Origin of the sequence: Streptosporangium sp. NPDC048047 (assembly GCF_040653115.1) — a bacterium.
Classification (GTDB): Bacteria; Actinomycetota; Actinomycetes; order Streptosporangiales; family Streptosporangiaceae; genus Streptosporangium.
In genome coordinates this window covers 1-14094 of sequence record NZ_JBEZNH010000024.1, presented here as the reverse complement: position 1 = coordinate 14094, position 14094 = coordinate 1, and the positions used below count along the sequence as shown (strand labels likewise).

Below are 14094 nucleotides of genomic sequence, written 5' to 3'. Positions count from 1 at the left end.
CCCGGCCGGACCGCCCGGTGGCACGCGCCGCCGTACGGCCCGGCCCCGCGGGCGCGGCCGCCTCAGGAGAAGCGGCGGCCCTCGTCGCGGCGGTAGGCCCAGACGGCCAGCGCCCCGGCCACCACGGTCCACACCGCCAGCATGACCAGCGGAAGCATCCGGGGCGCGGGCCCGCCGATCGCCGCCCAGACCAGCTCGGCCCCGCCCCGGGTGGGCAGGTAGGGGGCGACGGCGGCGATGAACGCGGGCGGGTCCGTCGGGCTCATCAGCAGGCCGCCGCCCACCGCCATCGGCAGCAGCACGAGCTGGACGACCGCGATCGCCGCCTTGGCCGGCAGCAGATAGCCGACGAACAGCCCGATCAGGGTGAACGGGACCGACGCGACGAGCAGCGCGCCCAGGCCGAGCAGCAGCTGCGACGGGGTCACGGTCGCCTCGGTGAGCGTGGCCGCGATGACGAGCACCGGCAGGATGCCGAGCAGGGTCATGATCAACCCGTTGAGGATGTTGGACCCGAACCTCGGCCACGGGCCCGCCGGCAGGGTGCGCATGTACGGGTCCCACGGCTGGGCGCGGTCGTCGGCGACCCCGAGGCCGTGCGTGAACAGGGCGGTGGACATCACCGAGAACGTCATCATCGACCCGGTCGCGAGGGTGGCCAGGAGCGGGTCCTCCCCGGTGAACGGGACGACGAAGAACAGCATCGAGGCCGAGGGGAAGAAGGTGTTGCCGACCACCGCGATCGGCACCCGGATGGTCTCCAGGAACCGGTACTTGGTGTGGGTCAGGAGGAGCGACGACATGGGGGCGTCCCTTTCTCGGGAGCGTGGGAACCGGGGATTCCCGGAAGCATGAGAGCCGGGGAGAGGAGAAGCGGTGCGGGGCGCGGAGCCGCCGGACAGGGCGGCGTGGACCTGGGGGCGACGCGGCGGGGAGCGGACGGCCGCGACGCGACCGGGGCCCGCGACCGGGGTTCAGGCCGCCTGGGGTTCGCGGGCGGTGATGGTCAGGAACGCCTCTTCCAGGGAGGTGGAGGTGATCTCCAGGCCGGAGAAGGGGACGTCGGCCCGGACCAGGGCCCGGACCAGCGCGTCGGCGTCGGCGGTGAGCAGCAGGACACGGGAGCCGTCCCGCTCGGCGCGCACGACGCCGGGCAGGTCGGGCAGCTCCCCGGCGGTGAGTGTGACGCGGCGCATCCCGGCGATGCCCCGGATCGCCGCCACGGTGTCGTCGGCCAGGACCCTGCCCCGGTCGACCACCACGACCCGCTCGGCCAGCGCCTCGACCTCCTCCAGGTAGTGGCTGGTGAGCACCACGGTGCCCCCTCCGGCGTGGAAGTCCCGGACGGCGTCCCACAGCGCCCGGCGGGCCTCGACGTCCAGGCCGGTGGTCGGCTCGTCGAGGAAGACCAGCCGAGGGTCCCCGGCGAAGGCCAGCGCCACCGCGAGCCGCCGCTTCTGCCCGCCCGACAGCCCGCCGATCTGCCGGCGCTCCATCCCGGTCAGCCCGAACCGCTCCAGCAGTTCCCCGCGGGCGGCGCCGCGGGGGTAGTGGGCGGTGACGAAGTCGACCACCTCGCGGACCCGCAGGGTCGACGGCAGGCCGGTCTCCTGCGGGGTGACGCCGATGTCGCGGCGCCGTACGGGGTCGGCGGGGGAGCCGCCGAACAGTTCGACCCGGCCCGAGTGGGGCCTGCGCAGCCCGGCGAAGAGGTTGATCAGGGTGGACTTGCCCGCTCCGTTGGGGCCGAGCAGGCCGACCAGCTCACCCCGGTGGATGTCGAGCGACACCCCGTCCAGGGCTGTCACGCTGCCGTAACGGCGGGTGACCTCGATGGCGCGTGCCAGCGTCTCCATGTGGGGCCTTTCGTGTCGTGCGGGGTCGTTGGGGAGGCGGGCCGACCGCCGACGTCGGTTGCCGGCCGTCAGCCGTCAGCCGTCGGTGGGCGGTGTCGCGGCGTCGAGCAGCGAGCGGATCTCGGCGGTGTAGTCCTCGAAGGCCAGCCGGCCCCGCCGGGTGAGGGCGACGTAGGTGACGGGGGTGCGGCCCCGGTGGGTCTTGGTGATCTCGACGTACCCGGCGTCCTCCAGCTTGCCGAGGTGCACCGAGAGGTTGCCGGCCGTCATGTCGAGGAGGTCGCGCAGGCCGGGGAAGGTGACGGTGTCGCCCTCGCGGAGGGCGTTGAGCGTGGCGACCACCCGCAGCCGGGCCGGCGCGTGGATCACCGGGTCGAGGCCGGGGGTCACCGGTGTCTCGCCCTGCGCAGCAGCAGTCCGGCCACGATCGACCCGCCCCCGCCGCCCGCCGCCATCAGCAGCGAGTGCCAGCCGGGGCCGGCCATCACGCCGGCCGCGTTGAGCACGGCCAGGCCGGCCCCGAAGAGGTACATCGTCCGGTCGTTCCAGACGGCGCCGCCCGCCACGTAGAGCATGGCGACCGTCATCATCGACAGGCCCGCCCACAGCAGGCCGGTCTCGGCCGGGGGAAGCAGCTGGCCGAACCGGATGCCCACCGTCCACACGCCGAGGAAGCCCAGGCCCCAGGCCATGCCGTACCTGGTGCCGCGTTCCTGGGACGCCCCGCGCACCGGGCTGCGCAGCTGCCACATGGTCGCCGCGCTGATCACCAGAGCGGCGACTGTGAGCACCCAAAGGACCACCAGGGCCGTCCAGATCGGTACCGGCGCGTACGGCCTGCCGGACAGGCCGTAGCTCAGGAAGAGCGCGCCGAACCCGGCCAGCCAGGCCACTCCCCAGGCCAGGAAGTGCGGCACCGGGTTCGGGGTGAACCGCTCGGCGGCGGCCGTCTCCTGCTGCTCGATGAGCCGGAGCATCTCCTGCGGGCTCAGCACCCGCTCGTCGTCGTCCACGGTGTTCCTTCGGCGGTAAACAAGTTTGCGTTGCAAACCCTCTGGTTTGAACTGTAAACCTGCTTGCGCCGCCAACTCAACCCCTCAGCGGGATTCGGCGGAGAAATCTCGCGGAAGAGGTCCGGCGGGGTGCCTCAGCGGCGGGAGATCATCTCCTCCGACCGCCACAGGTCGCCGTAGTAGCCGGGAGCGCCCACCAGCTCGTCGTGGGTGCCGCGCTGCGTCACCCTGCCGTTCTCCAGGACGACGATCTCGTCGACCTGCTCCAGGCCGTGCAGGCGGTGCGTGACCAGCAGCGTCGTACGGCCCCGCGTGGCGTCCAGCAGGTCGGCCATGAGAGCCTCGGCCGTCTCGGTGTCCAGCGCCTCGGCGGGCTCGTCCAGCAGCAGCACCGGCGGGTCGTGCAGCAGGGCCCGCGCCAGTGCCAGCCGCTGGAGCTGCCCGCCGGACACCGTCCGGGCGTCCTCGCCGAGCACGGTGTCCCAGCCGGTCCGCTCCACCCACGTCTCCAGGCGGGCCCGCCGTACCGCCTCCGCCAGTTCCTCCGGGCCGGCCTCGGGGCCGGCCAGCAGCAGGTTGTCGCGCAGCGACGCCCGGAACACGTACGGGTCCTGGGTCAGGCCCGTCATCACCGCGCGGACGTCGTCGGAGGCCAGTTCGCGGATGTCGGCGCCGTTCAGCCGGATCACTCCGGACTCCGGCTCCACCAGGCGCATCAGCGCCGAAAGCAGCGTGCTCTTGCCGGCCCCGCTGGGGCCGACCAGGGCGACGCGCCTGCCGGGGGTCAGGGTCAGGCTGACGCCGTCGAGCGCGGGGGCGCGGCCGTCGCCGTGCCGGACCACCAGGCCGGAGACCTCGACGGACGGCGGGCCCGCCGGTACGGGCAGGGGCCTGGACGGCTCGGCGACGGCCGGCGGGGTCACGCGGATCTCCCGCAGGCGGCGCAGGGCGGCCAGCACCCCGGTCAGCCGTTCCCCGGCCGCGGCCATCGGCAGCACCGGCTCGAACGCCACCAGCGCGGTCAGCGCGAGCACCGCCGTGGCGACCGGGCCCGTCCCGGCGCCCCGGGCGACCAGCACGACGGCCAGGACGGTGAGGCCCTGGGCGAGCACGCCCGCGCCGGTGGCCAGCGCGTTCCCCCGCGCCTGGCGGCGTTCCAGCCGGGCCAGGCGGGCGTCGGCCTCGGCGCAGGCCGCCAGCGCCCGGTCCCCGGCGCCGTAGGCCGCGAGGTCGGCCGAGCCGTGCACCAGGTCGGCGACCCGGGCCGCCAGGTCGGCGCGGGCCGGGGCGATCCGCGCCGCCCAGCGGCGGGCCGCGGCGGCGGTGCCGACCGGGATCAGCGCCCCGGCCACCGCCAGCCCGGCCAGCAGCGCGAGGGCCGCCGCCGGGAGCAGGAACGCGGCGAGCACCACGGCGGCGACCGCGGTCACCAGCGCCGCCGCCGCCGGGAGCAGGACGCGCACCAGCAGATCCTGGGCGGCGTCGGTGTCGTCCACCATCCGGCTGAGCAGGTCGGCACCGCGCCGCCCCGGCAACCCGGCGGGGATGAGCGCCTCGTACAGCCGCTCCCGGGTCGTGGCCTGGGCGCGCAGCGCCACGTCGTGCCCGGCCAGGCGCTCGCCGTAGCGCAGGACGCCCCTGGTGGTCGCGAACGCCCGCACCCCCACGATCGCCACGCTCAGCGCGGCCAGCGGGGGCTGCTCGGCCGCCCGGGTGATCAGCCACGCCGCCGAGCCGATCAGCCCGAGCCCGGCGAGCTCCGCCGCCGCTCCGGCCACCGCGGCCAGGGCCAGCCGCCTGCCGGGCCGTACCGGCGCTTTCGTCCGGATGGGAGCATCCTCAGCCCTCACCGTGGCGGCCGTGCCTTCCAGGCCCGTGTCGTCCTGGCCCACCGCCGTGTCCTCCCGCTCCTCGTCCCGCCGGCTCATCGAGCCTCCCCGGCCGGGACGGCGGCCACCACGCGCCCGTCGGCGATCCTGATCACCCGGTCGGCGATGTCGATCATCGCGGGCCGGTGCGCCACGATCACCGCGGTACGGCCCCCGGTCAGCTCCCGGGTCGCGGCCACCACGGCGGCCTCGCTACGGCCGTCGAGCCGGGCCGTCGGCTCGTCGAGCAGCAGCAGGCCGGCCGACGGGCGGCAGAACGCCCGGGCGAGCGCGACCCGCTGCCGCTGCCCGGCCGACAGGTTCGCCCCGCGCTCGCCCAGCACGGTGTCGTAGCCCTCGGGCAGCGCGGTGACGAACTCGTCGGCGTGCGCGGCGCGCGCCGCGTCCCGGACCTCGGCGTCCGTCGCGCCGGGGGCGCCGAGCCGGATGTTGTCGGCCACGGACGCGGCGAACAGGTGCGGCCGCTGCGGCACGAACGCCAGCCGGGCCCGCCAGGCGTCGAGCTCCGCGAGCTCCGCGAGCTCCGCGTGGTTCCCGGGCTCCGCGTGGTTCCCGGGCTCCGCGTGGTTCCCGGGCTCCGTGGGCTCCGGGGTCTCCGCGACCTCGCCGGACCGGGGCTCGCGGGGCCCGCCGAGTTCCACGCCGTCCACGAGGACCCGGCCCGAGGCGGGGGCGACGAAACCGAGCAGCAGGTGCAGCAGCGTGCTCTTGCCCGCGCCGCTCTCGCCGACCAGCGCGACCCGCTCGCCGGGCGCGATCACCAGCGAGACGTCCTCCAGCGCCGCGTCCTCGCGGCCCGGGTAGCGCACGGTGACGTTCTCCAGCCGGATCTCCGGCGCCGCACCGGTCACCGTACCCGCCGCGCCGTCCCCGGAGGTCGCGCCTGCCGCCGGGGGGCCGGCCCGCTCGTCCAGTACGGCGAACGCCTCGTCGGCCGCGGCGACCCCCTCCATGGCCGCGTGGAACTTGTTGCCCATGACGCGCAGCGGCAGGTACGCCTCCGGCGCCAGCAGCAGCACCAGCAGCGCGGCCGAGAGGTCCAGCGACCCCGACAGCAGCCGCAGGCCCACCGGCACGGCGACCAGCGCCAGCGACAGCGACGCCGCCAGCTCCAGCACCAGCGACGACAGGAACGCCACCCGCAGGGTGCGCATCGTCGCGGCGCGGTGGGCGTCGGCCACCTTCGCGATGACCTCGGCCTGGTAGCGGGCGCGGCCGAAGGCCCGCAGCGTGGGCAGGCCCCGGACCACGTCCAGGAAGTGGCCGCCGAGCCGGGCGAGGGCCCGCCACTGCCGCTCGGTGACGGCCTTGGTGTGCATGCCGACCAGCGCGCCGAAGACCGGGATGAGCGGCAGCGTGACCAGCACGATCAGCGCGCTGGTCAGGTCGGCGGCGAACAGCCGGACCAGCACGGCGATCGGCACCACGCCGGCCACCGCGACCGCCGGGAGGTATCCCGTCAGGTAGGGGTCGAGGGCGTCCAGCCCCCGCCCGGCGAGCGTGACCAGCTCGCCGGAGCGGTGCGCGGCCAGCCGTGCCGGGCCCATGTCCCGCAGCCTGCCCAGCAGCCGGAGGCGCAGCGTGGTCTTCACCCCCGCCACGGTGCGCCCGGCCGCCACGCCCTGCAGCAGGCCGAGCGCCGCGCGGACCGCGACGACCAGCGCCAGCAGCCCCAGCGCGGAGGTGGCGAACCGCCCGGACAGCACCCCGGCGAGCAGTTCCGCCTGGACGAGGACGAGCGATCCGGCGAGGACCGCCGCGGCCAGGCAGAGGGCCAGGTGCCCGCGGACGGCGCGCTCGCCACGCGCCAGCCGTAGGAGATCCTTGTGCATGCGAACCTTAGAAGAGCGACGCTAGAAGAACGACGGCATCCGGTCGGCGGCGCTCCGGGGACCGAAGGCGCGCCACACCCATACTTGCGCACCGACCATCAGGGGCGTGAACGGCAGGATTATGACACTGAGCACACCCAGCGTCTCCGCCGACGCGACGCGCTCCAGCAGCCACGGGGCGGCGGCCGCGGCCACCGCCGCGGCCGGCGCGGCGGCCACGCACGCCGACACCAGCAGCGCCGTCCCGGTACGGCGCGCCCCGGTGGGGCCGTCCGGCAGGCGCCAGGAGGCGAACGTCCAGCCGTGGAAGGCGAACGCCGCGGCCACCAGCAGCCCGGCGCCGATGCCCGGCAGCCCGATCGCGGGCCCGGACAGGCCGCCGGCCATCGCCGCCAGCGCCATGCCCCAGCTCAGCGCCAGGCCCGCCGAGCCGGCGAAGATCGCCCAGTCCCAGGCCGCCCGCCAGGCCGGGCCGTCGAGGCGGCGGCGGAACCACAGGCCGGCGTCGCGCACGATCCATGAAAGGAGCAGGGAGACGACCAGCGGGTAGAGGCCGAACAGGGCCTCCCCCTCGGCCGCGGGGAAGGCGCCGAACAGCACGCCCGCCACCGCCACCAGCCACACCTCGTTCGCCAGCACGAACGGCGCCATGGCGGCGACGATCCGGTCGCGGTCCCGGGGGGTACGGCCCAGCACGGGCAGCAGCAGCCCCAGGCCGATGTCGAAGCCTTCCAGGGCGAAGTAACCGATCAGCAGCAGGGCGAGCACGCCCAGCCAGAGGATGTCCATGTGCCTTCCCGGGGGTCGGAGGGGGTCAGAGGCTCAGCGCGGGCTCGCGCTCGGCCGGATCGGCCGGGCCGGGGGAGCCGAGGGCGACGGAGGAGGGGCCGCGCCGTACGGCGCGGGCGATCAGGAGGTAGTCGGCGACGGCCAGCAGGCCCAGCACGCCGGCGAACCCGATGAGCGAGGCGGTGACCATGCCGGAGGTGAGGCCCGGGGACATGGCGTCCGCGACGGTCAGCTTCTTGTTGATCAGCCAGGGCTGACGGCCGACCTCACGGGCCAGCCAGCCGCAGATCGCGGCGACGAACGGCAGCGGGGTCATCATCATCAGCAGGGGCTGCGCCCACCGCCAGCGCGGCAGCCAGTACACGGCGGGCAGCAGCACGAACGCGAGCAGGAGCTGGAGCGTCTGGCCGATGAGGATCATCAGGCCGAGCCCGGTCCCGGCCAGCGGCTCGGCGCTGAACTTGCCCGGCTGGTACTGACCGAGCATGCCGAACTGGGCGTAGCCGAACCCGACCGTGATCAGCGAGCCGACGGACGCGACGATCACGCCGAGCCGGAGCGGACCGGTGAAGAACTCCCGGTCGCCGTCGCGCCGGTACAGGTGGTAGGCGCTGGCGCCCATCACCACGAAGCCACCGGTCCACAGGGACGCGCCGATGACGTGGGGCAGGGACATGGCCAGCGCCGGGTTGGTCAGCAGCGCCCCGAAGTCGGTCAGCACCAGCCGGCCGCCCCGCTCCACGGCGCCGGCCGGGTTCTGCAGGAACGAGTTGGCCGCCATGATCCACAGCGCGGAGGCGTAGGCGGTCAGCGTCACCAGCCAGATGCAGGCCACGTGGAGCCACTTCGGCAGCCGGTGCCAGCCGAAGATCCACAGGCCGAGGAACGTGGACTCCAGGAAGAACGCGCCGAGCGTCTCGATGGCCAGTGGCGCGCCGAAGACGTCGCCCGCGTAGTGCGACAGGCCGCTCCAGCTCAGGCCGAACTGGAACTCCATCACCAGCCCGGTGAAGATCCCCAGGGCGTAGTTGATCACGTAGATCTGGCCCCAGAACCGGGTCCGGCGTTCGTGGAGCGGCCTGCCGGTCAGCGCGTACCGCGTGTGCGTGATCGCGACCAGGGGGGCCAGGCCGAGGGTCAGCACGACGAACAGGAAGTGCAGGCTTCCCGTCACGGCGAACTGGGTCCGGGCCAGGTCGAGCACGTCCACGATCTCACCTCCGTCACATCTCTTGTTGTGTCTGTCTACCTATAGGCACTCTACATGTAGAACGCCTACATGTAGGATGCCTATTCGAGAGGTAGGGTGATGAGGGTGAGTGAGCGAGCCGACAAGAGCGACGGCGCGAGGGCCGTGCCTCCCTCGCATCCCGCGTCCTCCGGCCGTCCCGCCAGTCCCGCGCGTCCCACCGCGGAGACGACAGGGGAGACGACCGGGGAGGCGGTGTGAACACCGACGCGCTCCGCGGGCACATGGACGCCCTGCTGCTGTCGGTGCTGGAGAACGAGCCCCTGCACGGTTACGCGATCATCGAGGCGCTCCAGGAGCGCAGCGGGGGCGCGCTGAGCGTGCCGACCGGTACCGTCTACCCGGCGCTGCGCCGCCTGGAGCAGGCGGGATACCTCGCCAGCGAATGGGCCGTGGTGGGCGGGCGCAAACGGCGCACCTACCGGCTGACCTCCTCCGGCCGCACCGCCCTGGCCGGGGAGCGCTCCGCCTGGCGCGAGTTCACCGGAGCCATCGGCAGCGTCCTGGAACCTCGCACCACCCGCTGACCCGCCGCGCGCCGCCCCGTCCGCTCCCGGAGCGTGGAGCCGCGGAACCGGTACGGCGCGCCGGGGTGTCAGGGTGTGAGCCGTACGGCCGTCGGGGGTGCGCGGGCACGTCGCCGGCCGGAACACGGCGCGGCCCGCACCCCCCTTTCATCGAGGAGTGCGGGCCGCGCGGTGTCCCGGCGTCAGGACGGCGTCACTTGATGGACCCGGCCGTGAGACCGCCCACCACCTTCCGCTCGATCAGCGCGAACAGGATGATGACCGGGATCGTCGCGATCACCGATCCGGCGAACAGGTTCTGCCAGTCCACCTCGTACTGGCCGATGAACGAGTTGAGCGCCACGGTCAGCGGCTGCCGCTCCGGCGTGGTGGTCAGTGTCAGGGCGACCACGAACTCGTTCCAGGCGGCGATGAACGTGAAGATCAGCGCGGTGACCACGCCGGGCGCCGCGAGCGGCAGCGTGACCCGGAACAGCGCGCCGAACCGGCCGTTGCCGTCGATGAACGCCGCCTCCTCCAGCTCACGCGGGATCGACGAGAAGTAGGCGTTGAGGATCCACACCGCGAAGGCGAGGTTGAAGCCCCCGTTGACCAGGATCAGCGACCAGATCGAGTCGACCATGCCGAACTGGAAGAACTCCCGGTAGATGCCGACCAGCAGCGCGGTCGGCTGGAACATCTGGGTGATCAGCACCAGCACCAGGAACGCCGTGCGGCCCCGGAAGGCGTGCCGGGCGGTGTAGTAGGCCGCGGGCAGCGCCACCAGCAGCACCAGGACCGTCGAGCCCGCGGCGACCTGCAGCGTGACCAGCAGGTTGCCCGCCAGCCCGCCGGACCAGAAGGCGGTGAAGTTCTCCCAGGCGAAGACGGTCGGCAGGTAGGACGCCTTGAGCAGCTCCTCCTGCGGCCGCAGCGCCGTGAGCACCATCTCCAGGTAGGGGAAGAGGAATATGAACGCGACCAGGTACGCCGTCGCCGCGACGAGCACCGTCCTGATCCTCGGAAGCCGTCGTGCGGGGGCCGGGGGCGCGGTACGGCGGGCGGTCGTGCCCGCCGCCGGGCGCGCGGTCTCGGTGGCGGTCATCGAATCTCCCTGGAACGCGGAGCCCCCGCCGCCGGATGTGCGGCCTCGATGGCGGACATGTCAGGACACCTCGGTCTTCCACTTGCTGACCCTGAGGAAGATCGCCACCAGGACGATCACCATGCCGAAGTTCACCACGGACATGGCGGCCGACTCGCCGATGTCGGTTCCCTTGAGGATGTACATGAAGATCGTGGACGTGGCCGTCGAGTAGCCCGGCTGGCCGTGGGTCATCGCCCAGATGATCGGGAAGCTGTTGAAGACGTTCATCACGTTGATGAGCGTCGCCACGGTCAGCGCCGGCCGTAGCAGCGGCAGCGTGATCGACCAGTAGGTCCGCAACCGCGACGCGCCGTCCATCCGCGCCGCCTCGTAGACGTCGGCCGGAATCGTGGCCAGCCCGGCCAGCAGCGCGTAGGTGGTGAACGGCAGCGACACGAACACCGCCACGGCCACCAGCCACGGCATCGCCGTCGAGGCCCGCCCGAGCGGGTCGGCGTCCACGCCGCCCAGCGCGTCGAGCAGCCCGAGATCGCGCAGGATCATGTTGATCAGGCCGACCTCGGGGTCGAGCATCCACTTGAAGATGATCGCGGTCATCAGCACCGACGCGGCCCAGGGCGCGATCATCGCCCAGCGGGCGATGCGGCGGCCGGGGAAGCGCTGGTTGAACAGCTGGGCCAGGGCGAGCGAGATCAGGACCGTGAGGGTGACCACCGCCACCACCCACACCAGGCTCCGGAACATCACCCCGCCGAAGTCGGGCTCGTCGAACAGCTTGGTGTAGTTGTCCAGCCCGTTGGAACCCTGGGTCACGCCGAACCGGCTGATCTTCAGGAGCGACGACTGGATCATCGTGACCACCGGCCACACGACCACCACGCCGATCAGCACCACCGCCGGGCCGATCCAGGGCAGCGGACCGAGCGCACGGATCACCCGTTTCAGGGTGGACGTCTGCTGCATAATTCCTGCCTTTTTGATGGCGGCTGTGTTCATGGCGGCGCTGCGCGCCGCGGCTCGAGGCGCTGGGGGTCGGCGCCTTCCCTCCTCGCTCTGGTCGCTGCGCTCCCGGTGCTCGTCAGTCCAGGCACCGACGCGCCTCTCGCTGTGTTCATGGCGGCGCTGCGCGCCGCCATGAACACAGCCATCGACCTCACTCAGCCGGCGTCGGCGACCTTCTGGACCGCGCCGAGCACCTGGGCCGGGTCACCGGTGACGGCGTTGCCGACGGTCTGCTTCATCTGCGTGTTCACCTCGGACCACTTGGGGTCGGTGAACGGGTAGAAGGTGGCGTTGGGCAGCGCGTCGAGGAACGGCTTGAGCTTCTCGTCGGAGGAGAGCTTCTCGATGCCCGACGTGGTCACCGGCAGCAGCTTGTAGGTGTCGCTGATCTTCTGCACGGCCGAGGAGGAGTAGAAGAAGTCGAAGAACTTCTTGATCTCCTCCTTGTGGCCGTTCTTGTTGAAGGCCATGATCCAGTCCATGACGCCGAGGGTGGTGTCCAGCGGACCGGTCTTGCCGGCGATCGGGGCCACGCCGAAGTCGGTCAGGCCGCCCTTCTCGAAGATCGGGATGGACATGGGGCCGCCGTTGACCATGCCGACCTTGCCCGCGGCGAAGTCCTCCCAGACCTTCTTGCGGTCCTTGGTGCCGGGGTTGGGGGTGGTGAGACCGGCGTCGACCATGCCCTTGAGGAAGGTGAACGCCTCGACGTTCTGCGGCGAGTTCACCGTCCACTTGCCGGAGGCGTCCTTGTAGCCGCCGCCGTTGCCCATGAACCACAGGAACGACTCGGCCTGCGCCTCCTCCTGACCGAGCGGCAGGCCGAACGGCTGGGACACCCCGGCCTTCTTCAGCTTCTCGGCGTCGGCCTTGAGCTCGTCCCAGGTCTTGGGCGGCTCGGAGATCCCGGCCTTGGTGAAGAGGGCCTTGTTGTAGAACAGGGCGCGGGCGGAGGAGACGAACGGGATGCCGTAGGCGGTGCCGTCCACCTTGCCGTAGTCGGCGAACTTCGCGAGCAGGTCGGACTGCGTCTGGGAGGAGAGGATCTCGTCGGTCTTGTACAGCAGGCCGTCCTTGACGAAGCCGGAGTAGTCACCGGTCTGCAGGATGTCGGGCACCTGCCCGTTCTGCACCATGGTCGCGACCTGCTTGTCGATGTCGTTCCAGTTGATGACCTGGACGTCGACCTTGATCTTGGGGTTGGCGGCCTGGAACTCGTCGACGACGCCCTTCCAGAACTTGTCGCCGCTGTCCGGCGCGCTGGGACCGCCGCCGTAGTCGGCGGCGACGAGCTTCAGCGTCACCGAGCCGTCGGCCGCCTTCTCCCCGCCGCCGCTCTCGCCGCCGCCCGAGCCGCAGGCCGACAGGGCCAGCACGGCGGCCACGCCGGCGCCGGCCACGCCGATGATCCTCTTGTTCATTCGGTTACCACCTTGGGATTGGGGGGCTGGTCCGTACCGGCAGTGAGGAACGGGCAGGCGCCCCTCGTGTACGGCTCCGCCAAGGTAAACCGGAACCGGGGGGCCGGTCTATACCAGCAAATATCAAATTCACAACGAGGCGGTACGGCCATGCCAACTGGTCTATACCGGGGAGCGTTCGGAGCGGGGCGCGCTCAGGGCGGAGAGCGTTCGGCGCAGAGAGCCGAGGACGGACACGACCGGCGCTCCGGGCATGCGGTCAGCGCGGGACCGGGCACGCGGGCGGGCCGTGGCCGGCCGAGCGTGTGTGCGGGCGGGCGGGTCGTGAACGGGTGCGCGGGGTCAGGCGATGGCGAGCCGGCGCCGGGTGACCCTCATGCATCGCACCGCGCCGTACAGCTGTACGAGCGACAGCGCGTCGCTCACCAGCGCGGCGGCCGTCCCGTAGGCGGGGAAGCCGCCCGCGTTGTGCGAGCCGTACGTCAGTGCCAGCGACAGGACGCCGACCGTCGGCAGCATGACCCAGACCAGCATGGCGAGCGACCTGATGACGAACCGCGGCCGGCGGATCCTGCGCAGTCCCCGGCCGAGCGCGAACAGCGCGAGCCCGCCGACCACGCCGACGAGCACCTGGATGAGATCCACGGCGCGGGCGACCGGCCCGAACCATCCCGGCCTGGAGACGTAGCCGGCCGGGTCACCGGGGAAGAACTTCCAGATCACGCCCCACATGAGGCAGGTGAGCGGCACGCTGACGAAGAGCAGGGCCGCCAGCCTGCGGCCCGCCGAGACCGCCAGCCGCTCCTGGTAGGCCGGGGCGATCTCGTCGATCCCGCCGAACTCCTCGACCGCGACCCGCTCGGCCTCGGCCCGGTCCAGACCGCCGTCCTCCAGCGCCTCGGCGGTGTCGACCAGGCTGTCGCGAGCCTCGGCGACCATGTCCCGCTTGGGGCCGGGCGGGCCCTTGAGGGCGCGGCCGAGCCGGGTCACGTAGTCGTCGATGACTCCGGCGTTCGCCATCCTCACTCCATCGTGGTCTTCGGAAAAAGCGGTCCCCGGGCGGGGACCGGCATAGCTGTACATGATCCATCCTGGCCCCATATCCGGGGATGCGCATCAGGGGTAACCCTGGAATGTCATGGAATGTCTTTCCGGGGGAGGTGCGGGGACGGGCCGGTGAGCCGTATGCGACACCAGGCCGGCCAGCAGGCTCGCGACCGTGACGGCGGTGACCAGCGCGAGCCATCCCATGATCTGGTTCGTCCGCGGGCCGTTCCCGCCGAGCGCCCACCGCGGCCCGAGCAGCCAGTGCGCGGACGCCGCGACGGCGACGTGGCGCATTCCCGCCATCCCGCGGGCGGGGCCGGAGACCGGCCAGGTCGCCGGTGCGGTACATCCGCGCGCCCGGCTCGCCGTGGGGGTCGGCGAC

14 protein-coding genes are annotated in these 14094 nt (G+C 72.7%); 1 reads left to right on the top strand and 13 read right to left on the bottom strand.

Annotated elements, in window-relative coordinates; genetic code table 11:
* Positions 1 to 62: 62 nt before the first annotated feature.
* From AB0D67_RS21200 to AB0D67_RS21165, 8 genes are all read right to left on the bottom strand, one after another.
* Entirely contained in the window at positions 63 to 803 is a 741-nt protein-coding gene (locus AB0D67_RS21200) for an ABC transporter permease (RefSeq protein ID WP_362938104.1), read from the bottom strand.
* Positions 804 to 974: 171 nt separating this feature from the next.
* Positions 975 to 1856: an ABC transporter ATP-binding protein gene (locus AB0D67_RS21195; RefSeq protein ID WP_362938101.1), complete on the bottom strand. Its 882-nt coding sequence runs from the start codon at positions 1854 to 1856 to the stop codon at positions 975 to 977.
* A gap of 75 nt (positions 1857 to 1931) precedes the next feature.
* The gene (locus AB0D67_RS21190; RefSeq protein WP_362938098.1) at positions 1932 to 2246 is read right to left on the bottom strand and encodes a transcriptional regulator; all 315 of its coding nucleotides are present in this window, start codon (positions 2244 to 2246) and stop codon (positions 1932 to 1934) included.
* Positions 2243 to 2869 carry a hypothetical protein gene (locus AB0D67_RS21185; protein WP_362938095.1) on the bottom strand — a complete coding sequence of 209 codons (627 nt, stop codon included), beginning with the start codon at positions 2867 to 2869 and terminating at the stop codon, positions 2243 to 2245. Before AB0D67_RS21185 ends, AB0D67_RS21190 begins: the two co-directional genes overlap by 4 nt.
* 134 nt (positions 2870 to 3003) lie before the next feature.
* On the bottom strand, positions 3004 to 4797 hold the full coding sequence (gene cydC / locus AB0D67_RS21180) for a thiol reductant ABC exporter subunit CydC (RefSeq protein ID WP_362938092.1): 1794 nt from the start codon (positions 4795 to 4797) through the stop codon (positions 3004 to 3006).
* On the bottom strand, positions 4794 to 6590 hold the full coding sequence (gene cydD, locus AB0D67_RS21175) for a thiol reductant ABC exporter subunit CydD (RefSeq protein WP_362938089.1): 1797 nt from the start codon (positions 6588 to 6590) through the stop codon (positions 4794 to 4796). The genes cydC and cydD overlap by 4 nt, the downstream gene beginning before the upstream one ends.
* A gap of 21 nt (positions 6591 to 6611) precedes the next feature.
* Positions 6612 to 7379 carry a cytochrome d ubiquinol oxidase subunit II gene (locus AB0D67_RS21170; RefSeq protein ID WP_362938086.1) on the bottom strand — a complete coding sequence of 256 codons (768 nt, stop codon included), beginning with the start codon at positions 7377 to 7379 and terminating at the stop codon, positions 6612 to 6614.
* Positions 7380 to 7404: 25 nt separating this feature from the next.
* Entirely contained in the window at positions 7405 to 8589 is a 1185-nt protein-coding gene (locus AB0D67_RS21165) for a cytochrome ubiquinol oxidase subunit I (RefSeq protein WP_362938083.1), read from the bottom strand.
* Positions 8590 to 8825: 236 nt separating this feature from the next.
* Between AB0D67_RS21165 and AB0D67_RS21160 the strand changes: the two genes are divergently transcribed.
* Positions 8826 to 9155: a helix-turn-helix transcriptional regulator gene (locus tag AB0D67_RS21160; protein ID WP_362938080.1), complete on the top strand. Its 330-nt coding sequence runs from the start codon at positions 8826 to 8828 to the stop codon at positions 9153 to 9155.
* Positions 9156 to 9348: 193 nt separating this feature from the next.
* Here the strand turns inward: AB0D67_RS21160 and AB0D67_RS21155 are convergent, their stop codons facing one another.
* From AB0D67_RS21155 to AB0D67_RS21135, 5 genes are all read right to left on the bottom strand, one after another.
* Positions 9349 to 10239, bottom strand: a complete 891-nt coding sequence (locus AB0D67_RS21155; RefSeq protein ID WP_362938077.1) for a carbohydrate ABC transporter permease — start codon at positions 10237 to 10239, stop codon at positions 9349 to 9351.
* A gap of 60 nt (positions 10240 to 10299) precedes the next feature.
* Complete coding sequence (locus tag AB0D67_RS21150) at positions 10300 to 11178, bottom strand: sugar ABC transporter permease (RefSeq protein WP_362938074.1); 879 nt, start codon at positions 11176 to 11178, stop codon at positions 10300 to 10302.
* Positions 11179 to 11399: 221 nt separating this feature from the next.
* On the bottom strand, positions 11400 to 12665 hold the full coding sequence (locus AB0D67_RS21145; RefSeq protein WP_362938071.1) for an extracellular solute-binding protein: 1266 nt from the start codon (positions 12663 to 12665) through the stop codon (positions 11400 to 11402).
* Positions 12666 to 13007: 342 nt separating this feature from the next.
* A complete protein-coding gene (locus tag AB0D67_RS21140; RefSeq protein ID WP_362938068.1) occupies positions 13008 to 13685 on the bottom strand; it encodes a permease prefix domain 1-containing protein in 678 nt (225 codons plus the stop codon).
* 96 nt (positions 13686 to 13781) lie between these two features.
* Positions 13782 to 14094 (bottom strand): hypothetical protein (locus AB0D67_RS21135; protein ID WP_362938065.1); only part of this gene is annotated, 313 nt, incomplete at its 5' end.